The sequence below is a fragment of the Streptomyces yamdrokensis genome, assembly GCF_053890455.1.
The window spans coordinates 3,039,669-3,060,597 of the sequence record NZ_CM132679.1 but is presented as its reverse complement, the minus strand read 5'-3'; the positions used below and the strand labels follow the sequence as shown (position 1 = coordinate 3,060,597).

12 protein-coding genes and 3 rRNA genes are annotated in these 20,929 nt (G+C 68.8%); 9 read left to right on the top strand and 6 right to left on the bottom strand.

Translation table 11 applies throughout. The annotated features are described in order from the left end of the window. Nucleotides 1-22: 22 nt before the first annotated feature. Nucleotides 23-955, bottom strand: a complete 933-nt coding sequence (locus ACWZEH_RS13275; RefSeq protein ID WP_456198350.1) for an RDD family protein — start codon at nt 953-955, stop codon at nt 23-25. 174 nt (nt 956-1,129) lie between these two features. On the opposite strand from ACWZEH_RS13275, the gene ACWZEH_RS13270 reads away from it, so the two are divergent. The 4 genes from ACWZEH_RS13270 to rrf all read left to right on the top strand — a co-directional run bounded on the left by ACWZEH_RS13270 (nt 1,130) and on the right by rrf (nt 7,906). Beyond that, nucleotides 1,130-2,137, top strand: a complete 1,008-nt coding sequence (locus tag ACWZEH_RS13270; RefSeq protein WP_456198349.1) for a stage II sporulation protein M — start codon at nt 1,130-1,132, stop codon at nt 2,135-2,137. Nucleotides 2,138-2,722: 585 nt separating this feature from the next. Next, nucleotides 2,723-4,252: ribosomal RNA gene (locus ACWZEH_RS13265) — 16S ribosomal RNA — on the top strand. A 318-nt stretch (nt 4,253-4,570) separates the two neighbouring features. Further along, a 23S ribosomal RNA gene (locus tag ACWZEH_RS13260) occupies nt 4,571-7,690 on the top strand. 99 nt (nt 7,691-7,789) lie between these two features. Beyond that, a 5S ribosomal RNA gene (gene rrf, locus ACWZEH_RS13255) occupies nt 7,790-7,906 on the top strand. Together the 16S, 23S and 5S rRNA genes form the textbook arrangement of a ribosomal RNA operon. A gap of 110 nt (nt 7,907-8,016) precedes the next feature. On the opposite strand, the gene ACWZEH_RS13250 is transcribed toward rrf, so the two are convergent. The 5 genes from ACWZEH_RS13250 to ACWZEH_RS13230 are packed head-to-tail and all read right to left on the bottom strand — an operon-like array spanning nt 8,017 to nt 13,642. Beyond that, nucleotides 8,017-9,327: a DUF58 domain-containing protein gene (locus ACWZEH_RS13250; RefSeq protein ID WP_456198347.1), complete on the bottom strand. Its 1,311-nt coding sequence runs from the start codon at nt 9,325-9,327 to the stop codon at nt 8,017-8,019. Continuing rightward, the gene (locus ACWZEH_RS13245; protein WP_456198345.1) at nt 9,327-10,316 is read right to left on the bottom strand and encodes an AAA family ATPase; all 990 of its coding nucleotides are present in this window, start codon (nt 10,314-10,316) and stop codon (nt 9,327-9,329) included. Before ACWZEH_RS13245 ends, ACWZEH_RS13250 begins: the two co-directional genes overlap by 1 nt. Then, nucleotides 10,316-11,512 (bottom strand): DUF4350 domain-containing protein, encoded by a 1,197-nt coding sequence (locus tag ACWZEH_RS13240; RefSeq protein ID WP_456198343.1) that lies wholly within the window; start codon nt 11,510-11,512, stop codon nt 10,316-10,318. The genes ACWZEH_RS13245 and ACWZEH_RS13240 overlap by 1 nt, the downstream gene beginning before the upstream one ends. Beyond that, nucleotides 11,509-12,258, bottom strand: coding sequence for a DUF4129 domain-containing protein (locus ACWZEH_RS13235; protein ID WP_456198342.1), 750 nt, complete (start codon nt 12,256-12,258; stop codon nt 11,509-11,511). Before ACWZEH_RS13235 ends, ACWZEH_RS13240 begins: the two co-directional genes overlap by 4 nt. Before the next feature lie 31 nt (nt 12,259-12,289). Further along, on the bottom strand, nt 12,290-13,642 hold the full coding sequence (locus ACWZEH_RS13230) for a hypothetical protein (protein ID WP_456198340.1): 1,353 nt from the start codon (nt 13,640-13,642) through the stop codon (nt 12,290-12,292). 138 nt (nt 13,643-13,780) lie between these two features. Between ACWZEH_RS13230 and mtnA the strand changes: the two genes are divergently transcribed. The 5 genes from mtnA (at nt 13,781) to ACWZEH_RS13205 (ending at nt 20,763) form a co-directional block, all read left to right on the top strand. Then, nucleotides 13,781-14,929: an S-methyl-5-thioribose-1-phosphate isomerase gene (gene mtnA, locus ACWZEH_RS13225; protein ID WP_456198338.1), complete on the top strand. Its 1,149-nt coding sequence runs from the start codon at nt 13,781-13,783 to the stop codon at nt 14,927-14,929. A 4-nt stretch (nt 14,930-14,933) separates the two neighbouring features. After that, nucleotides 14,934-15,623, top strand: coding sequence for a two-component system response regulator MtrA (mtrA, locus tag ACWZEH_RS13220; RefSeq protein ID WP_193478414.1), 690 nt, complete (start codon nt 14,934-14,936; stop codon nt 15,621-15,623). A 1-nt stretch (nt 15,624) separates the two neighbouring features. Then, nucleotides 15,625-17,793, top strand: a complete 2,169-nt coding sequence (gene mtrB / locus ACWZEH_RS13215; protein ID WP_456198336.1) for an MtrAB system histidine kinase MtrB — start codon at nt 15,625-15,627, stop codon at nt 17,791-17,793. Then, the gene (locus ACWZEH_RS13210) at nt 17,783-19,648 is read left to right on the top strand and encodes an LpqB family beta-propeller domain-containing protein (RefSeq protein ID WP_456198334.1); all 1,866 of its coding nucleotides are present in this window, start codon (nt 17,783-17,785) and stop codon (nt 19,646-19,648) included. The genes mtrB and ACWZEH_RS13210 overlap by 11 nt, the downstream gene beginning before the upstream one ends. A gap of 125 nt (nt 19,649-19,773) precedes the next feature. Then, nucleotides 19,774-20,763: a ComF family protein gene (locus ACWZEH_RS13205; protein ID WP_456198332.1), complete on the top strand. Its 990-nt coding sequence runs from the start codon at nt 19,774-19,776 to the stop codon at nt 20,761-20,763. The last annotated feature ends 166 nt before the right edge of the window (nt 20,764-20,929 follow it).

Here is a 20,929-nt window from a genome sequence, read left to right as displayed (position 1 = left end):
CGCCCCGAAAACGCCGTACGCCCTACGCCGGCGGCACGAACCCGGTCGACGGCCCTTCGGCCGCAGGCGGGGGAGAAGCCGGAGAAGCGGGGGGCGAGGGGTATGCGGTTGGTGGAGCCGCCCGATCGACGGGCGGCGGGGCGTACGGACCCGCCGGTCCGAATGCGCCGACCGGCCCGCCGCCCATGGCGGCCGCTCCACCGGCACCCTGGCCGAAGGCACGCCGCGCGTCCCGGGCCTGCCGTTCCTGCACCACCGCCGCCAGATACGCCGCCGCCGGCACGCCCTGCGGCACCGGCGCCCCCGTCCGGTCCGCCAGATCCGCCGCCAGCCGCTCCGCCATCGCCTGCCCCACCTGCGGGTCCAGCTGCCGCATCCGCGTCAGGTACTGGCGTACGGCGAGCCACAGCCCGTCCGGCACCGCGGACAGATCGAGCCCCGAGAACCGGCCGGCCAGCCAGGGCGGAGGTGGTGGCACCGAGCCCACGGGTCCGACCGGCAGCCTCTCCCGAACGACGAGTGTCCCGGCGAAGACGTCCCCGAGCCGTCGCCCCCGCGACGACACGAGCGAGGCGATGCACGCGATGACGCCCATCGTCATCAGGATCTCGATCACTCCGATCAGTCCTCGCACCAGCGCGTGCCGGAAACGGATCGGCCCACCGTCGTCCCGCACCACCCGCAGCCCGCAGGCCACCTTCCCGAGCGATCGACCGTGGGTGAGGGTCTCCACCGCGATCGGCCCGCCCACCAGCAACAACAGAAAGACCGCGAGGAAGATCGCCGTCTGCGCCGCCTGGTCCAGGGAAGACGTCGAAGCCACCAGCGCGATGGTCGCCGCGACATAGACCGTCATGGCCGCGGCCAGATCGAGCAGCACGGCCAGCGCCCTGCTGGGCAGCTTCGCGGGGCGCAGCTCCAACGCCACAGCCTCGCCCGTCACCAGCTCACTCACGTCCGCCCGCCCTTCCCCTGCCCTGCCCGGAACACCGCCAGTCTGCCAAGCTGATGGCACATCGCACCGCAGTACGACCAGCCGATCATCCCGTACCACCAAGCCGGCCGGTCCGTACGACCGACGAAGAACTCGCGGCGGGAGCCGACGAACAGCCGAGGAGCAGGCACACCGATGGACCTGGACGTCTTCGTCTCCGCCCACCGCGCGGAGTGGGACCGCCTCGACGCCCTGCTCCGGCGCCAGCGCCGGCTGACCGGCGCCGAGGCCGACGAACTCGTCCTCCTCTACCAGCGCACGGCCACGCACCTTTCGCTGATCCAGTCCGCAGCCCCCGACCCGCAACTGACCGGCAGGCTCAGCCAGCTGGTGGCACGCGCGCGTGGCGCAGTGACGGGGACCCGCCGCGCGTCCTGGCGGGACGTCACTCACTTCCTCTCGCACAGCTTCCCGGCCGCTGTGTACCGGGCACGCCACTGGTGGGTGCCCACCGCGCTCCTGTCCACCGCGGTCGCGGCCCTCCTCGGCTGGTGGATCGGCACGCACCCCGAAGTCCAGGCATCCATCGCCGCACCCGCCGAGCTGCGCGAGCTCACCCGCCCCGGCGGCCAGTACGAGACGTACTACTCCAGTAACCCCGCGGCCTCGTTCGCCGCCCAGGTCTGGACGAACAACGCATGGGCCGCCGCCCTCTGCCTGATCCTGGGTGTCTTCCTGGGCCTGCCGGTCATCTGGATCCTCTTCACGAACATGCTCAACCTGGGCGTCGGCTTCGGACTGATGGCCTCCGCGGGGAGGCTCGACACCTTCCTCGGTCTCGTGCTGCCCCACGGCCTCCTCGAACTGACCGCGGTCTTCGTCGCCGCCGGCACCGGCCTGCGCCTCGGCTGGACTCTCATCGACCCCGGGACACGCCCGCGACGCAGAGCCCTCGCGGAGGAGGGCCGGGCAGCGCTGGCCATGGCGATCGGCCTGGCGCTGGTCCTCTTCGTCTCCGGCGCGATCGAAGGCTTCGTCACCCCGTCCGGCCTTCCCACCTGGGCCCGCATCACCATCGGAGTCGTCGCGGAGCTGGCCTTCCTGGCCTACGTCTATGTCCTGGGCGGACGCGCGGCGCGGGCCGGTGAGACCGGCGACCTGGAGACGGCCGAACGCAGCGCCGTCGTGCCGACAGCCGCCTGATGTGCGTGGAGCTCCGTTCAGCTGCTAGTCTCCTCTTCGCCCCGCAGGAACCGTTGACACGGACCGAGCGGGGAGGTAGATTTGAACAGTTGCCTGGAGCTGGGCTCTGACCCGCAGCGGCAACCGTAAGCATCTATCTGCTTCTCGAGATTCAAGAATTCGACGAAGCCCCTCCCGATAAATCGGAAAAATTCGGCCGGTCAGTCCGGCACGAAACATCTGATAAAGTCGGAGCCGCCGGAAAGGGAAACGCGGAAGCGGGAACCCGGAAGGCGAAACCCCGAGGAAATCGGATCGGAAAGATCTGGTAGAGTCGGGGACACGAAATACCGAAGGGAAGCGCCCGGAGGAAAGCCCGAGAGGGTGAGTACAAAGGAAGCGTCCGTTCCTTGAGAACTCAACAGCGTGCCAAAAATCAACGCCAGATATGTTGATACCCCGTCTCCGGCCGTTCGGCCGGGACGAGGTTCCTTTGAAGAAAAACACAGCGAGGACGCTGTGAACGGCCGGGCCTATTCCGCCCGACCGTTCCGCTCTCGTGATGTGTCGACCCGCAGTCCTTAATCGGACGCAGGCGGGAAAGCATTCACGGAGAGTTTGATCCTGGCTCAGGACGAACGCTGGCGGCGTGCTTAACACATGCAAGTCGAACGATGAACCACTTCGGTGGGGATTAGTGGCGAACGGGTGAGTAACACGTGGGCAATCTGCCCTTCACTCTGGGACAAGCCCTGGAAACGGGGTCTAATACCGGATAACACTTCCACTCGCATGGGTGGGGGTTAAAAGCTCCGGCGGTGAGGGATGAGCCCGCGGCCTATCAGCTTGTTGGTGAGGTAATGGCTCACCAAGGCGACGACGGGTAGCCGGCCTGAGAGGGCGACCGGCCACACTGGGACTGAGACACGGCCCAGACTCCTACGGGAGGCAGCAGTGGGGAATATTGCACAATGGGCGAAAGCCTGATGCAGCGACGCCGCGTGAGGGATGACGGCCTTCGGGTTGTAAACCTCTTTCAGCAGGGAAGAAGCGAAAGTGACGGTACCTGCAGAAGAAGCGCCGGCTAACTACGTGCCAGCAGCCGCGGTAATACGTAGGGCGCGAGCGTTGTCCGGAATTATTGGGCGTAAAGAGCTCGTAGGCGGCTTGTCGCGTCGATTGTGAAAGCCCGGGGCTTAACCCCGGGTCTGCAGTCGATACGGGCAGGCTAGAGTGTGGTAGGGGAGATCGGAATTCCTGGTGTAGCGGTGAAATGCGCAGATATCAGGAGGAACACCGGTGGCGAAGGCGGATCTCTGGGCCATTACTGACGCTGAGGAGCGAAAGCGTGGGGAGCGAACAGGATTAGATACCCTGGTAGTCCACGCCGTAAACGGTGGGAACTAGGTGTTGGCGACATTCCACGTCGTCGGTGCCGCAGCTAACGCATTAAGTTCCCCGCCTGGGGAGTACGGCCGCAAGGCTAAAACTCAAAGGAATTGACGGGGGCCCGCACAAGCAGCGGAGCATGTGGCTTAATTCGACGCAACGCGAAGAACCTTACCAAGGCTTGACATACACCGGAAAGCATTAGAGATAGTGCCCCCCTTGTGGTCGGTGTACAGGTGGTGCATGGCTGTCGTCAGCTCGTGTCGTGAGATGTTGGGTTAAGTCCCGCAACGAGCGCAACCCTTGTCCCGTGTTGCCAGCAAGCCCCTTCGGGGGTGTTGGGGACTCACGGGAGACCGCCGGGGTCAACTCGGAGGAAGGTGGGGACGACGTCAAGTCATCATGCCCCTTATGTCTTGGGCTGCACACGTGCTACAATGGCCGGTACAATGAGCTGCGATACCGTGAGGTGGAGCGAATCTCAAAAAGCCGGTCTCAGTTCGGATTGGGGTCTGCAACTCGACCCCATGAAGTCGGAGTTGCTAGTAATCGCAGATCAGCATTGCTGCGGTGAATACGTTCCCGGGCCTTGTACACACCGCCCGTCACGTCACGAAAGTCGGTAACACCCGAAGCCGGTGGCCCAACCCCCTTGTGGGGAGGGAGCTGTCGAAGGTGGGACTGGCGATTGGGACGAAGTCGTAACAAGGTAGCCGTACCGGAAGGTGCGGCTGGATCACCTCCTTTCTAAGGAGCACTTCTAGGCTGCCAGGCTTGCCTGGTGGTCCAGGGGCCAGTACATCGGCGCATGTCCGATGCTGGTTGCTCATGGGTGGAACGTTGATTATTCGGCACTCTTGATCGTCTTCTTCTTCCAGTACTGCCCGCACGGGTGTGGAACGTCGGGGGAGGCGGCGGGGAGTGCCGGGCACGCTGTTGGGTGTCTGAGGGCACGGCCGTAAGGTCTGTCTTCGGGATGCCGACCCCAGTGAACTCCGGTTGTTGCCGGGGGTGATGGGTGGTTGGTCGTTGTTTGAGAACTGCACAGTGGACGCGAGCATCTGTGGCCAAGTTTTTAAGGGCGCACGGTGGATGCCTTGGCACCAGGAACCGATGAAGGACGTGGGAGGCCACGATAGGCCCCGGGGAGTCGTCAACCAGGCTTTGATCCGGGGGTGTCCGAATGGGGAAACCCGGCAGTCGTCATGGGCTGTCACCCATACCTGAACACATAGGGTATGTGGAGGGAACGCGGGGAAGTGAAACATCTCAGTACCCGCAGGAAGAGAAAACAACCGTGATTCCGGGAGTAGTGGCGAGCGAAACCGGATGAGGCCAAACCGTATGTGTGTGAGACCCGGCAGGGGTTGCGCATGCGGGGTTGTGGGATCTCTCTTTCACGGTCTGCCGGCCGTGGGACGAGTCAGAAACCGTTGATGTAGGCGAAGGACATGCGAAAGGTCCGGCGTAGAGGGTAAGACCCCCGTAGTCGAAACATCAGCGGCTCGTTTGAGAGACACCCAAGTAGCACGGGGCCCGAGAAATCCCGTGTGAATCTGGCGGGACCACCCGCTAAGCCTAAATATTCCCTGGTGACCGATAGCGGATAGTACCGTGAGGGAATGGTGAAAAGTACCGCGGGAGCGGAGTGAAATAGTACCTGAAACCGTGTGCCTACAAGCCGTGGGAGCGTCGCGCAAGGACTTGTCCTTGCGTCGTGACTGCGTGCCTTTTGAAGAATGAGCCTGCGAGTTTGCGGTGTGTTGCGAGGTTAACCCGAGTGGGGAAGCCGTAGCGAAAGCGAGTCCGAACAGGGCGTTTCAGTAGCATGCTCAAGACCCGAAGCGGAGTGATCTAGCCATGGGCAGGTTGAAGCGGAGGTAAGACTTCGTGGAGGACCGAACCCACCAGGGTTGAAAACCTGGGGGATGACCTGTGGTTAGGGGTGAAAGGCCAATCAAACTCCGTGATAGCTGGTTCTCCCCGAAATGCATTTAGGTGCAGCGTCGTGTGTTTCTTGCCGGAGGTAGAGCACTGGATAGGCGATGGGCCCTACCGGGTTACTGACCTTAGCCAAACTCCGAATGCCGGTAAGTGAGAGCGCGGCAGTGAGACTGTGGGGGATAAGCTCCATGGTCGAGAGGGAAACAGCCCAGAGCATCGACTAAGGCCCCCAAGCGTACGCTAAGTGGGAAAGGATGTGGAGTCGCACAGACAACCAGGAGGTTGGCTTAGAAGCAGCCACCCTTGAAAGAGTGCGTAATAGCTCACTGGTCTAGTGATTCCGCGCCGACAATGTAGCGGGGCTCAAGCGTACCGCCGAAGTCGTGTCATTCATACAACAGGGCCAACGCCCGTATGGATGGGTAGGGGAGCGTCGTGTGCCGGGTGAAGCAGCCGCGGAAGCGAGTTGTGGACGGTTCACGAGTGAGAATGCAGGCATGAGTAGCGATACACACGTGAGAAACGTGTGCGCCGATTGACTAAGGGTTCCTGGGTCAAGCTGATCTGCCCAGGGTAAGTCGGGACCTAAGGCGAGGCCGACAGGCGTAGTCGATGGATAACCGGTTGATATTCCGGTACCCGCTGTGAAGCGTCAAACATCGAGCATCGTGATGCTAAGGCCGTGAAGCCGTTCCGGACCCTTCGGGGAATGGAAAGTGGTGGAGCCGCCGGCCCAAGCGGTTAGTAGGTGAGTGATGGGGTGACGCAGGAAGGTAGTCCAGCCCGGGCGGTGGTTGTCCCGGGGTAAGGGTGTAGCCCGTCATCCAGGTAAATCCGGATGGCATGTGGGTGAGACCTGATGCCGAGCCGATTGTGGTGAAGTGGATGATCCTATGCTGTCGAGAAAAGCCTCTAGCGAGTTTCATGGCGGCCCGTACCCTAAACCGACTCAGGTGGTCAGGTAGAGAATACCGAGGCGTTCGGGTGAACTATGGTTAAGGAACTCGGCAAAATGCCCCCGTAACTTCGGGAGAAGGGGGGCCATGTCCGGTGATGGGGTTTTCCCTCTGAGCTGGGTGTGGCCGCAGAGACCAGCGAGAAGCGACTGTTTACTAAAAACACAGGTCCGTGCGAAGCCGTAAGGCGATGTATACGGACTGACGCCTGCCCGGTGCTGGAACGTTAAGGGGACCGGTTAGTCACTCTTCGGGGTGGCGAAGCTGAGAACTTAAGCGCCAGTAAACGGCGGTGGTAACTATAACCATCCTAAGGTAGCGAAATTCCTTGTCGGGTAAGTTCCGACCTGCACGAATGGCGTAACGACTTCTCGACTGTCTCAACCATAGGCCCGGTGAAATTGCACTACGAGTAAAGATGCTCGTTTCGCGCAGCAGGACGGAAAGACCCCGGGACCTTTACTACAGTTTGATATTGGTGTTCGGTTCGGCTTGTGTAGGATAGCTGGGAGACTTTGAAGCTGCCACGCCAGTGGTGGTGGAGTCGTCGTTGAAATACCAGTCTGGTCGTGCTGGATGTCTAACCTGGGTCCGTGATCCGGATCAGGGACAGTGTCTGATGGGTAGTTTAACTGGGGCGGTTGCCTCCTAAAGAGTAACGGAGGCGCCCAAAGGTTCCCTCAGCCTGGTTGGTAATCAGGTGTTGAGTGTAAGTGCACAAGGGAGCTTGACTGTGAGACCGACGGGTCGAGCAGGGACGAAAGTCGGGACTAGTGATCCGGCGGTGGCTTGTGGAAGCGCCGTCGCTCAACGGATAAAAGGTACCCCGGGGATAACAGGCTGATCTTCCCCAAGAGTCCATATCGACGGGATGGTTTGGCACCTCGATGTCGGCTCGTCGCATCCTGGGGCTGGAGTCGGTCCCAAGGGTTGGGCTGTTCGCCCATTAAAGCGGTACGCGAGCTGGGTTTAGAACGTCGTGAGACAGTTCGGTCCCTATCCGCTGTGCGCGTAGGAGTCTTGAGAAGGGCTGTCCCTAGTACGAGAGGACCGGGACGGACGAACCTCTGGTGTGCCAGTTGTCCTGCCAAGGGCATGGCTGGTTGGCTACGTTCGGGAGGGATAACCGCTGAAAGCATCTAAGCGGGAAGCCTGCTTCGAGATGAGGACTCCCACCTCTATAAGAGGGTAAGGCTCCCAGTAGACGACTGGGTTGATAGGCCGGATATGGAAGCACGGCAACGTGTGGAGTTGACCGGTACTAATAGGCCGAGGGCTTGTCCTCAGTTGCTCGCGTCCACTGTGTTGGTTCTGAAACCACGAACAACCCCGCACCCGTCCCCGGACGGTGTGTGGTGCGGTTGGATTGATTGTTTCATAGTGTTTCGGTGGTCATAGCGTAGGGGAAACGCCCGGTTACATTCCGAACCCGGAAGCTAAGCCTTACCGCGCCGATGGTACTGCAGGGGGGACCCTGTGGGAGAGTAGGACGCCGCCGAACAATTTTTGTGAAGGGAAAGCCCCGTGCCATTCGGCACGGGGCTTTCTGCGTTATAGCGGCTCCGGGGCCGGTCCGCTCTGCCTTTCCTCCTGCCCCTTCCCTCTCTTCCCTCAGAGGCGGCCCGCTGCCTTCAAAGCGAGGTAGGCGTCTGCCAGGGCCGGTGCCAGGCCGTCCGGGGTTGCTTCGACGACCGTGACGCCGTGGCGGCGAAGTTGTTCCGTGGTGCGGTCGCGTTCCGTCTGAGCCTGGGCCGCTGCCGCGGCCTCGTATACGGCGTCGGTGTCTCCGCGGGCGTTGGACATCCGTGCCAGGTACGGGTCGGCGACCGAGGCGAGCAGGACTGTGTGGCGCTGGGTGAGCCGGGCCAGCACGGGGAGCAGACCCTCCTCGATGGGGGCCGCGTCGAGCGTCGTGAAAAGGACGATCAGGGAGCGGCGAGGGGCTGTGCGCAGGGCTGTGGCCGTCAGGCTTCGGGCGTCGGTTTCGACGAGCTCCGGTTCCAGGACGGCCATGGTGTTGACCAGGGAAGGGAGGAGGTCGCCTGCCGAGCGGCCCTGGACGAGGGCGCGGAGGCGGCGGTCGTGGGCGAGGAGGTCGACGCGGTCGCCGGCCCGGGAGGCGAGGGCCGCGAGGAGCAGGGCCGCGTCCATGGAGGCGTCCAGACGGGGGATGTCGCCGACCCGGCCCGCGGAGGTGCGGCCGGTGTCGAGGACCAACAGGATGTGCCGGTCGCGTTCGGGGCGCCAGGTGCGTACCGCTACGGCGGACTGCCGGGCTGTGGCACGCCAGTCGATGGAGCGGGTGTCGTCGCCGGGGACGTACGCCCGCAGGCTGTCGAACTCCGTGCCCTCGCCGCGGCTGAGGACGCTGGTGCGGCCGTCCAGCTCGCGCAGCCGGGCCAGTTTGGAGGGCAGGTGTTTGCGGCTGGTGAACGGTGGCAGCACACGGACCGCCCAGGGGACGTCATGGGTGCCCTGGCGGGCGAAGAGACCGAGCGGGCCGTAGGACCGGACGGTGACCCGGTCGGCCAGGCGGTCGCCGCGACGGGTGGGGCGCAGACGGGTGGTGACGCGTCGGCGTTCACCCGCGGGGACCGTGAGGCGGTGCCGGGAGGCTGCCACCTCGGTGCCGGGCTGCCAGCTGCTGGGGGGCCAGGCGTCACGGATACGGGCCCGGAGCGGGCGACGGGACGTGTTGGTGACCGTCAGGGTGATGTCGGCGCTGTCACCCAGGCGTACGGAGGTGTCGCCGGAGCGGCTGAGACCGAGCCGGCGCACTGGGGCGGCCAGGGCGAAGTCGCAGGCACAGGCCACCGCCAGGGGGGCGTTGACGGCGAGCAGGCCCGCCCAGCCCGGTTCCCAGAGACCGACGGGGAGAGAGCCGAGTGCCGCCAGGAGGGCGGCGCGTCCGGTGAGTGCCATCAGCGGGGGACGGGGACGTGGGCGAGGATCGCGTTGATGACCGAGTCGGTCGTGACGCCTTCCATCTCGGCCTCCGGGCGCAGCTGTACGCGGTGACGGAGAGTGGGGAGGGCGAGGGCCTTGACGTCGTCGGGGATGACGTAGTCGCGTCCGGTCAGCCAGGCCCAGGCACGGGCGGTGGACAGGAGGGCGGTGGCTCCTCGGGGGGAGACGCCGAGGGCGAGGGACGGCGACTCGCGCGTGGCGCGGCAGATGTCGACGACGTAGGCGGTGATCTCGGGGGACACCGTCGTCTTCGCCACCGCGGCGCGGGCGGTTTCCAGATCGGCGGCGGTGGCGACGGGGCGTACGCCGGCGGCGCGCAGGTCCTGGGGGTTGAAGCCCTCGGTGTGGCGGGTGAGGACGTCGATCTCGTCCTGGCGTGAGGGGAGCGGGATCGTGAGTTTGAGGAGGAAGCGGTCGAGCTGGGCCTCGGGGAGGGGGTAGGTGCCCTCGTACTCCACGGGGTTCTGGGTGGCGGCGACCAGGAAGGGGTCGGGGAGGGGTCGGGGGGTGCCGTCGACGGTGACCTGGCGCTCCTCCATGGCCTCCAGCAGCGATGCCTGGGTCTTCGGGGGCGTGCGGTTGATCTCGTCCGCGAGGAGGAGGTTGGTGAAGACCGGGCCGGGCTGGAAGGAGAACTCGGAGGTGCGTGCGTCGTAGACCAGGGAGCCGGTGACGTCGCTCGGCATCAGGTCGGGGGTGAACTGGACGCGCTTGGTGTCGAGGTCGAGGGCCGCGGCGAGGGTGCGGACGAGCAGGGTCTTGGCGACACCGGGGACGCCTTCGAGGAGGACGTGTCCGCGGCACAGCAGTGCGACGGCGAGGCCGGTGACAGCGGGGTCCTGGCCGACCACGGCTTTGGCGATCTCGGCGCGCAGGGCTTCCAGGGAGGCACGGGCGGCGGCCGGGTCCCCGGTGTGCGCGGCGTTGTCAGTGGTCGGGTCCATCATGGACGGCGTACCTCTCTTTCGAGGGCGTCGAGTCGGTCGGCGAGGGTGATCAGGGCTGCGTCGTCGCCGGGTGGCGGGCCGAACAGGAGATCGTGCAGGGACTGTCCGTCGCCGTGGAGGCGGGTGGACAGGGAGGGAAGCAGGGTCTCGGGCGTGTGCGCCCGGGACACGGGGACGCCCACGAGAGGGGCGAGGCGCGTGCGGGTGGTGGAGCGCAGAGCGGTGGCCGCGCGGTCGCGGGCGTTCGCCTTGCGGTAGAGGCGGGCGCGGCCTTCGACGGTTTCGGAGGCGCGGATCGCGACGGGAAGTCTTTCGGGGACGAGCGGGCCGAGCCGGCGTGCCCGCCACAGGGCGGTCAGGGCCGCCGCGACGAAGAGCTGCGCGGTGCCCCAGAGCCAGCCGGAGGGAAGCAGGTCGAAGAAGCTGCGTTGGCCTTCCTCGGCGGCGGCGGAGGCGTCGGCGAGTGTGGGGAGGTACCAGACGAGATGCGGGCGGGAGCCGAGGAGCTGGAGGGCGAGCGAGGCGTTGCCGTGCTCCTCGAGGCGGTCGTTGAGAAGGATGTCGGGGGCACCGAGGAGGACCGTGTCGCCGCCTCCGGTGGCCGCGGGAATGCGCAGCAGGGTGGCCAGGCGCTCGCTGGGGTAGCACTCGTCGGCGTCGAGATGGGCGGTGGTGTAGCGCAGGCCGCCCGTGTCGGCGGAGCCCGCGCGGACGGCGGCGGGCAGGTCGCAGACCGGGTCGAGGGTCGAACCGAAGCTGGTGGCCGGGTCGGCGATGACGCCCGGGGCGAGCCGGTCGACGGACGTACCGCCGGCGGAGACCAGGACGGTGCGGCCGCCGGAGTCGGCGAACTCGGAATGCAGTCTCGACTGCTGGCGGTGTGTCAGGAGGTCGGGGACGGCGACCAGGAGGGTCGTGTCGGGTTTCGCCGCGGCGGACGCCTCTTCCAGGGTGGTGACCACGCGCGTGTCCACGCCGCGGTCGGCGAGGAGTTCGGCGACCGCGCGGCTGCCGTGGGGGTCGGCGGAGCGCGGGTCGAGTTCGCCGTGGCGGGCGTCGGAGCGGACCACGGCGATGACGACGGCCGCCACGGCCAGCAGCGCGAGTGCGAGGACGACGCCTCGCGCGCGGGTCCACACCTGGCGGGCGGTGGGCGAGGCCGAGGTGGAGGGGAGCGGGGCCTCGGTCGTCATCCGGCGGCTCCCTGGCGGGCGTTGTCGCCCGTGTCGCTGTGGTTCTGGTTGCCGGCGGAGGTGCTCGCGAGCCGGGGCTTGGTCCGTTCCAGGTCGCGGTCGAGTTCGGTGAGCTGCCGGTACGACTCCTCCGTCGCGGTGCGGCCGCCGTATGTCACGTCGTCGAAGCTCCTGGCCGCGGTGTGCAGCCGGCCGGTGTGGGCGGGCAGGGCGCGGCCGGCCTCCGCGGCGGCCTCGTCGGCGGTGCGGCCGGGGTGGAGGTCGAGCAGGGCGCGTTCCTCCAGGGCGCGGACGAGGGCGCGCATGCGTTCCTGGACGGCCTGGTTCCAGTGGCCCTGGGCGGCGTGCGCCTCGGCGGTCGCGCGGTGTTCGGCGGCGCTGCGGGGGCGGTCGTCGAACAGGACGGGCGCGGAGGGCGGCCGGCGGCGTGGGGTGCCCAGGCGCCACCACAGGGCACCCAGGACGGCAAGCACGGCGGCGACGATGACGATCAGTCCGAGAGTGCCGCCGGGCGCGGCGGTGGAGGCGGCGTCGAACAGTTTGCCGACCCACTCCCAGAAGGCGTCCAGGGCTCGCTGGAACCAGCTGGGGTCGTTCTCGTGGTACATCTGCTTGGACAGTTCGCGCCGGGCCGCCTCCCGCGCGGGGTCGCGCGGGAGGGTGACGGGCGGCTCGCCGTCACCGCGCGGCAGCGCCAGGACTGCGCTGCCGGCGGCTTCGGGCAGCGTCGGCGCCGATGTGAGCACGGTGAGCACTCCCCCCGCGGTGTGCACCCTGTCAGCTCCCCGGGACGGTGCCGGGCCCGTAACCCTGGACGCCGGCGGCGCGGCCCAGTTCGAGGTCGAGGGCCTCGCGGCGGATGCGCTGGTCGATGTAGAGGAGCACGGTGACGCCGGCCGTGATCGGGTACGTGATCATGGCGCCGATGACCGCGCCGATTCCGGTGATGACGAGGAACGTCCAGCCGATGTCGCCGCCGGCGCTGTTGAGGAAGCCGGTGACGCCGTCGCCGGTGAGGGCCGCGGCGATGAAGGTGAAGGGGATAATGATGATCGACGCGACGACGTTCGCGATGATCGTCGCGAGCAGCTGGATGCCGAAGATCCGCCACCAGGAGCCGCGCACCAGCTTCGCGGACCGGCTCAGGGCCTTGAGGACGCCCTGCTTCTCCAGCATCAGCGTGGGCGAGGCCAGCGAGTATCGGATCATCAGCCACAGGGCGACGAGGCCGGCGCCGATGATGCCCAGGACGGTGAGTGCCACCGCGCCTCCGCCGCCGACCGTGGCGGTCATGAGGAGGCCGGGTACCGCGCCCACCGTGATGACGAGCAGGGTGATGAGCAGCAGCAGGCAGATCAGGCCGAACAGCCTCAGGATCTGGGGGCGGGCGTCGCGCCAGGCCTCGGCGGCGGTGACCGACGTGCCGAGCACGGCGCGGCTGGTGACGGTGGTGAGCAGGGCGGTGGCGGCGACGGTGCCGATCAGGGTGACCACGAAGATCACCCCGCTGTTGAGCAGGGAGTCGCCCATGGCGGCGGTCAGCTCGTCGAGGGTCGCGCTCGGATCGCCGAGGGCGGCGGCGCTGGAGCTGTCCAGGAAGAACCCCTGGACGAGGACGGCGACGATCTCGGTGAGGACGGCGACGGTCAGCGCGATGCCGAGGACGGTGCGCCAGTGGGTGCGCATGGTGGAGACCGCACCGTCGAGGATCTCGCCCACGCCGAGCGGGCGGAGCGGGATCACACCGGGCTTGGCCGCGGGCGGGGGGCCGCCCCAGCCTCCTCCCCAGGAGCCGGGACCGCCGGGACCGCCGTAGCCGCCGGGGCCTGCGTACCCGCCGCCGTAGCCACCGGGTCCGTAACCGCCGGGTCCGTGGTGGCCGGGCCCGGCCGGGGGCGGGGCGCCCCAGCCCGGCGGGGGCGGGGGAGCCTGGCCGGGGTCCGGGGCGCCGGGCCGGTCGGTGGGCGCGGACCACTGGCCCGGCGGCTGCTCCTTCGACCAGCCCGGGCCCTGCGGGGCGGTCTGGTCGGGGTTCGGGCGGTCTGCGGGCCCGGCAGGCCCGGACGCGTCCGGCCCCTGCCCTTCGGACGGGGCGGATCCGGGCGAAGCCCAGCCCGGAGTGTCGTTCATCGTCGCTCCTTCACGGTGCCCGTCCGCGGTCGCGGCGGCAGGTTCGCTGCCATCGTGCCACGGGGTGGTCGGCGACGGACCGGCCGAGGTGAGGACCGTGTCTTCAATTGTCCGCGTTCCAGGGGGCAGACTGGCCGCATGGCTGATCAGTACGCACACAGCGGCGACCACAAGCGGCCGACCGAGACCCCGGTGATCCGCTGGGAGGAGCCACCGGAAGGGCCCGTTCTGGTACTCCTCGACCAGACCAGACTGCCGGCCGAGGAGGTTGAGCTCGTCTGCACGGACGCCCCCGCGCTGGTGGAGGCGATCGGCTCGCTCGCCGTGCGCGGTGCGCCGCTGCTGGGCATCGCGGGAGCGTACGGCGTCGCTCTCGCCGCCGTACGGGGCTTCGACGTGGACGACGCCGCGGCCGCGCTCGAGGGCGCCCGGCCCACCGCGGTGAACCTCGGGGTGGGGGTGCGCCGGGCCCTGGACGCCCACCGGGACGTCCTCGCCCGCGGCGGTGACCTCCGGGAGGCGGCCGGGGCGGCGCTGGCCGCGGCACGGCAGCTGCACCGGGAGGACGCCGAGGCCAGCGCCCGGATGGCCGGGCACGGGCTGGCGCTGCTGGACGAGCTGATGCCCGGCGGCGGGCACCGGATCCTCACCCACTGCAACACCGGTTCGCTGGTGTCGGGCGGGGAGGGCACGGCGTTCGCGGTGGCGCTGGCGGCGCACCGGTCGGGCCGGCTCAGACGGCTGTGGGTGGACGAAACGCGTCCGTTGCTGCAAGGTGCTCGCCTGACGGCATACGAGGCCGCCCGTAGCGGCATGGCGTGCACGCTGCTCACCGACAGTGCGGCGGGATCGCTGTTCGCGGCGGGCGAGGTGGACGCGGTACTGATAGGGGCGGACCGCATCGCGGCCGACGGCTCGGTGGCGAACAAGGTGGGGAGCTATCCGCTCGCGGTGCTCGCGCGGTACCACCATGTGCCGTTCATAGTGGTGGCACCGGTGACGACGGTCGATCCTCAGACACCGGACGGGGCGTCCATCGAGATCGAGCAGCGTCCCGGACATGAAGTGACCGAGGTCACGGCACCGCAGGTGCCGGTGGCCGGAACCGAAGCGGGAGGCGGGATTCTTGTGGCACCCCTGGGGACCCAGGCGTACAACCCGGCGTTCGACGTGACACCACCAGAGCTGGTCACGGCGATCGTCACGGAGGAAGGTGCCGTCTCACCCGTGACGGCAGAGGCCCTGGCCGAGCTGTGTGCCAGGTCACGCCAGGTCACGAATAGCTAATGGGATGATGTCGTTTATGAAGGGACGAGTCCTTGTCGTCGACGACGACACCGCACTGGCCGAGATGCTCGGCATTGTGCTGCGTGGTGAAGGTTTTGAGCCGTCTTTCGTAGCCGACGGCGACAAGGCGCTGGCCGCTTTCCGTGAGGCCAAGCCCGATCTGGTGCTGCTGGATCTGATGCTGCCCGGCCGGGACGGCATCGAGGTGTGCCGCCTGATCAGGGCGGAGTCCGGGGTGCCGATCGTGATGCTCACGGCGAAGAGCGACACCGTCGATGTCGTGGTGGGCCTGGAGTCCGGTGCCGACGACTACATCGTCAAGCCGTTCAAGCCGAAGGAACTGGTCGCCCGGATCCGGGCGCGGCTGCGCAGGTCGGAGGAGCCCGCGCCGGAACAGCTCGCCATCGGCGACCTGGTGATCGACGTGGCCGGGCACTCCGTGAAGCGGGAGGGACAGTCGATCGCGCTGACCCCGCTGGAGTTCGACCTGCTGGTCGCGCTGGCCCGCAAGCCGTGGCAGGTGTTCACACGTGAGGTGCTCCTCGAGCAGGTCTGGGGGTACCGCCACGCGGCCGACACCCGGCTGGTGAACGTCCACGTCCAGCGGCTGCGCTCCAAGGTCGAGAAGGACCCGGAGAAGCCGGAGATCGTGGTGACCGTCCGTGGAGTCGGCTACAAGGCAGGGCCGAGCTGACATGTCCGGTGACAGTGCCGCTTCGGGCTCCGGCCGGTCCGGGGACCGACCGGAGCGGCCTGTCGGCCCGACGTCCGAGGGCCGCGCCCCAAGGCGTTCCCGCTGGGGGCGCCTCCTGGAGGGCGGGCTGCTCCGGGGCGGAGTCCAGGGCAGCCCGGTCGTCCGCCTGTTCGTGCGCTGGGTGCGCCGGCCGCTGCTGCCCGTCATGCGGCTGTGGCGGCGCAACATCCAGCTCAAGGTCGTCGTCACCACTCTGCTGATGTCGCTGGGCGTGGTCCTGCTGCTGGGCTTCGTCGTCATCGGCCAGGTGCGCAACGGCCTGCTGGACGCCAAGGTGAAGGCGTCCCAGAGCCAGGCCACCGGCGGGTTCGCGGTGGCCAAGCAGCAGGCCGACGAGGCCGAGAGCGGTACGGTCGAGGACCCGTCCGCGGTGGACGGGTCCTCGCAGAGCGTCATCCAGTGGATGAGCGACCTCGTGGAGTCGCTCTCCAGCGGCGGCCAGGGCGCCTTCGACGTGGTCACCCTGCCCATGGGCGACCAGAGCGGCGGCGGGCGCGGGCCGCGCGCCTCCGGGCACGTCGACCCGGCCCAGAGCGTGCCCGTCGACCTGCGGGACCGGATCGACACCAGCACGGGGGCGACGCAGCGGTACACGCGGATCGTCTACAGCGACGGCGCGGACTCCCAGCCCGGTCTGGTCATCGGCAAGCAGGTCAACGACCCCAACGGTGATCCGTACCAGCTGTACTACCTCTTCCCGCTGTCGCAGGAGGAGAAGTCGCTGAGCCTGGTCAAGGGCACGCTGGCGACCGCCGGCCTGTTCGTCGTCGTCCTCCTCGGGGCGATCGCCTGGCTCGTGGTGCGGCAGGTCGTGACGCCGGTGCGGATGGCGGCCGGGATCGCCGAGCGATTGTCCGCCGGGCGGCTCCAGGAACGGATGAAGGTCACCGGCGAGGACGACATCGCGCGGCTCGGCGAGGCCTTCAACAAGATGGCGCAGAACCTCCAGCTGAAGATCAACCAGCTCGAGGACCTGTCACGGATGCAGCGCCGGTTCGTGTCGGACGTCTCCCACGAGCTGCGGACACCGCTGACGACCGTACGGATGGCGGCGGACGTCATCCATGAGGCGCGTGAGGACTTCGACCCGGTGACCGCGCGGTCGGCCGAACTGCTCGCCGACCAGATCGACCGGTTCGAGTCGCTGCTCTCGGACCTGCTGGAGATCAGCCGGTTCGACGCGGGCGCGGCGGCCCTGGAGGCGGAGCCGGTCGACCTGCGGATCGTCGTACGGCGCGTGGTCGGCGGGGCCGAGCCGCTCGCCGAGCGCAAGGGCACGCGGATCAAGGTGGTCGGCGACCAGCAGCCCGTCGTCGCCGAGGCCGACGCCCGGCGGGTGGAGCGCGTCCTGCGCAACCTCGTCGTCAACGCCGTGGAGCACGGCGACGGCAAGGACGTCGTCGTCAAGCTCGCCGCGGCGGGCGGGGCGGTCGCCATCGCCGTGCGGGACTACGGCGTCGGGCTCAAGCCCGGTGAGGCGACCCGGGTCTTCAGCCGCTTCTGGCGGGCGGACCCGGCACGCGCGCGGACCACCGGCGGTACCGGGCTGGGGCTGTCCATCGCGCTGGAGGACGCGCGGCTGCACGGCGGCTGGCTCCAGGCCTGGGGTGAGCCGGGCGGCGGCTCGCAGTTCCGGCTGACGCTGCCCCGCACGGCGGACGAGCCGCTGCGGGGCTCCCCGATACCGCTGGAGCCCAGGGACTCGCGGCGCAACCGCGGACTCGACGCCGCCGGTCTGCCGCACGGCGGCGGGGACGGTGGGAAGCGGGCCACCCTGCCCGCGCCGCCCGCGGACACCGAGGGCTCCGCCCGCGCGGCCCGCGATCCGATCGCTCCGCTGGCGGCCGCCGTGCCACCCACGGCCGATCCGACGGCACTGCCCGGCAACGGCGCGCGCGTGGTGTCGCGCCCGGCAGCCGGCGCGCCGCGCCGGGGGGAGCCGGCGGGAGCGGTCGGGGAAGACGCGGAGTCTGCCGACGCGGGCGCCGATGCCGCCGCGGACGACGATTCCGGTGATGTGAACGAAGAGGACGGCCTGGACGATGTGGACGGCCTGGAGGGGCTCGACGGCCTCGGGGACAGGCAGGGGGAGGCTTCACGTGGGCGGTGAGCGCGCGGGGCGCGGCCGAAGGACGCCGGCACGGGTGATCGCGTACGCCACCAGCGGTGCCCTACTGCTGGCGGGGTGCGCCTCGATGCCCGACAGCGGGGATCTGAGGGGCGTGGAGTCCACGCCCCGGCAGGACGCGCAGGTGCGGGTGTTCGCGGTGCCGCCGAGCGAGGACGCGTCGCCCGCACAGATCGTGCAGGGCTTCCTGGAGGCGCTGACCAGTGACGATCCGGACTACAAGACCGCGCGCCAGTATCTGACCACCGAGGCGGCTCAGGCCTGGAAGCCCGAGCTGTCCACCACGGTGCTGGCGGACGGGCCGGGTGCGCAGGCCGACCGGCCGGGCCGGGAGGAGACCGGCGCGGTCTCCTTCACGCTGACCGGCGAGAAGGTCGCCACCGTGGACGCGCAGCAGGCGTACGCGTCCGCCACCGGGCCGTACAGCAAGCTCGTGCATCTCACGCGGGACGCGAAGAGCGGGCAGTGGCGCATCGACGGAGTCCCGCAGGGCGTCGTCATGGGCAAGTCGGACTTCCAGCGCAACTACATGTCCGTCAGCAAGTACTACTTCGCCTCGAACACCTCGAGGGCCGCCGCGGACGGACCTCCGATGGCGGTCGCCGACCCGGTGTACGTCCGCAGCCATGTGGAGCCCACCACCCAGATGGTGCGTTCGCTCCTGGGCGGGCCCACGACCTGGCTCGGCCCGGTCGTCAGGTCGAGCTTCCCCGCGGGTGCGGCGCTGCACGAGGACGCCGGGCCGCTGACGGCGGACGACCGCGGCAAGCTGACCGTGCCGCTCAACGACAAGGCGGCCGGCACCGGTACCAAGCGGTGCAGGGAGATGGCCGCCCAGCTGCTGTTCACACTGCGCAACCTCAGCCCCGCCGTGGACGAGGTCGTGCTGCGGGCAAAGGGGAAGCAGCTGTGCTCGCTGACCCAGGAGGCGACCGGGACCGTGGCCGACCGGGGCTCGCTGAACAGCCCCGACTACCTGTACTTCATCGACGGGGACCACCGGCTGGTGCGGATCCCCGCCGGCAGCAACGCCACCCAGCCGGACCCGGTGCCCGGCGCGCTCGGCGAGGGCGAGACCCTGCTGCGGTCGGTGGCCGTCTCGCGGGACGAACGCACGGCGGCCGGGGTCGCGCTCGACGGGGAGTCGCTGTACGTGGGCTCGATCGTGCCGGGCGGTTCGCTCGGGGAGCCCGTGCTGAGCAGCCGGGGCGAGTCCGAGGACGACCGGCTGACCGCGCCCAGCTGGGACGCGCAGGGCGGTCTGTGGGTGGCCGACCGCGACCCCGCCGATCCGGGACTGTTCCTGCTCGAGGAGGGCGGGGGAGAGCCGCTGGAGGTGCGCACTCCGGGCCTGGACGGGAGCATCCAGTCGGCCCGGGTTGCCGCCGACGGGGTCAGGATCGCGCTCGTGGTGACCAAGGGCGACCGGCGCTCCCTGATGATCGGACGGATCGAGCGGAGCGGGACGGACGGGCAGGAGGGGCCGGCCGGGCCGGCCGAGAAGACAGGCGCGAGGCCCGCTGTCACCGTGCTGCAACTAAGGGCCGCGACACCCGAGTTGGAGAAGGTCACCGCCATGTCGTGGACCGGCGACAGCCGCCTCGTCGTGGTCGGGCGCGAGGAGGGCGGGGTGGAGCAGATGCGGTACGTCGAGGTCGACGGCTCCGTACCGGAGGTCTCGCAGCCCGCGGCCCTGACGGGAGTCGAGGCGGTCACCGCGTCCGCCGACGAAAAGGTGCCGCTGGTGGCCCACTCGGTGGACGGGATCGTCCGGCTGCCGTCGGGGGCCCAGTGGCAGAAGGTGACGGAGGGGACCGCGCCGGTGTATCCGGGATGAGCGCTCGCCCGGCGGATGCCGGGCAGGGCCGGGATTTCGCCGGTCGGGTGAAGGGTTGCCGGGCGAGCCGGGGAGGGTTTTCCACAGGGGTGGCCGGGCGCGGTGTGCCTTGGCACAGTGGGGCCATGCGGGGCTGGTGGCAGGACCTCACCGACCTGGTGCTTCCGGCCGAGTGCGGCGGATGCGGCAGGCCTCGTACGGTGCTGTGCGACCGGTGCCGTACGGCGCTGAGCGGTGCCGCGCCTCGTCGGGTGCGCCCGGAGCCGGAGCCGGCCGGGCTGCCGGTGACGCACGCGGCCGCCCGGTACGCGGACGAGGTGCGCGCCACACTGCTGGCCCACAAGGAACGGGGTGCCCTGGCCCTGTCCCGGCCGCTGGGCGAAGCCCTGGCGAAAGCCGTGCGCGGGGGACTGCGGGGGGCGGTGCGGCGGGACTCCGGTGAGCCTTCGGGGCCGCTCCACGGCGACCGGGGCACGGTGCTGCTGGTGCCCGTGCCGTCCGCGCGGCGGGCCGTGCGGGCCCGTGGCCACGACCCCGCCCTGCGGATCGCCCGGGCGGCGGCGGGTGCGCTGCGCCGGCAGGGGGTGCCCGCCTCGGTGCTTCCCGCGTTGCGGCAGCGGCGGGGCGTGGCCGACCAGTCCGGTCTCGACGCCCGGGAGCGGCTGGCCAACCTCGCCGGTGCGCTGGTGGTGGCGCCGGGCTGTGGCCGGCTGTTGCGCGAGGGGCAGGTCGTCCTCGTGGACGACCTGATGACCACCGGGGCGTCGCTGGCGGAGGCCGCGCGTGCGGTGCGGACCGTGCTGCGGGCCCCGGACGTGACGGACCGGGCGATGGTTCACGCGGGGCCTGCCGGGGCGTGCGCGGGGGCGCAGGGGCGTGCGCAAGTGGATCTCAGGGCCGATTCGAGTATTTCGGCGCCCTCGTTCGTGTACAGAGGGGAGACCTGGGAAAGGTGTGGAGAACAGCGAAACGGGCCGGCTCACCAGAGGGCGGGCCGGCGGTCCGGCGGATCAGTGGGTACGGCTGGTGCGGACAGGGCCGACCGGCCCATTGACGTGAAGTGCGCTGCGGTTGTTGCGGCTTCACCGGATTCATTCGAAATGAACCGGAACTGATGGGGAACTTGCATCGTTGCAGGTAGTGAGAGCGTGAATTCACCTGAACGGAGGTAGGCGGTAGGAGAGGGTGACGACATCCGTCCGGGCGAGATATGTTCGGTCGTGAGGGAAAGCCGCAGGCCACACCTCTCGAATCCGAATGCCGTGCTACGGGTTTTTCGCA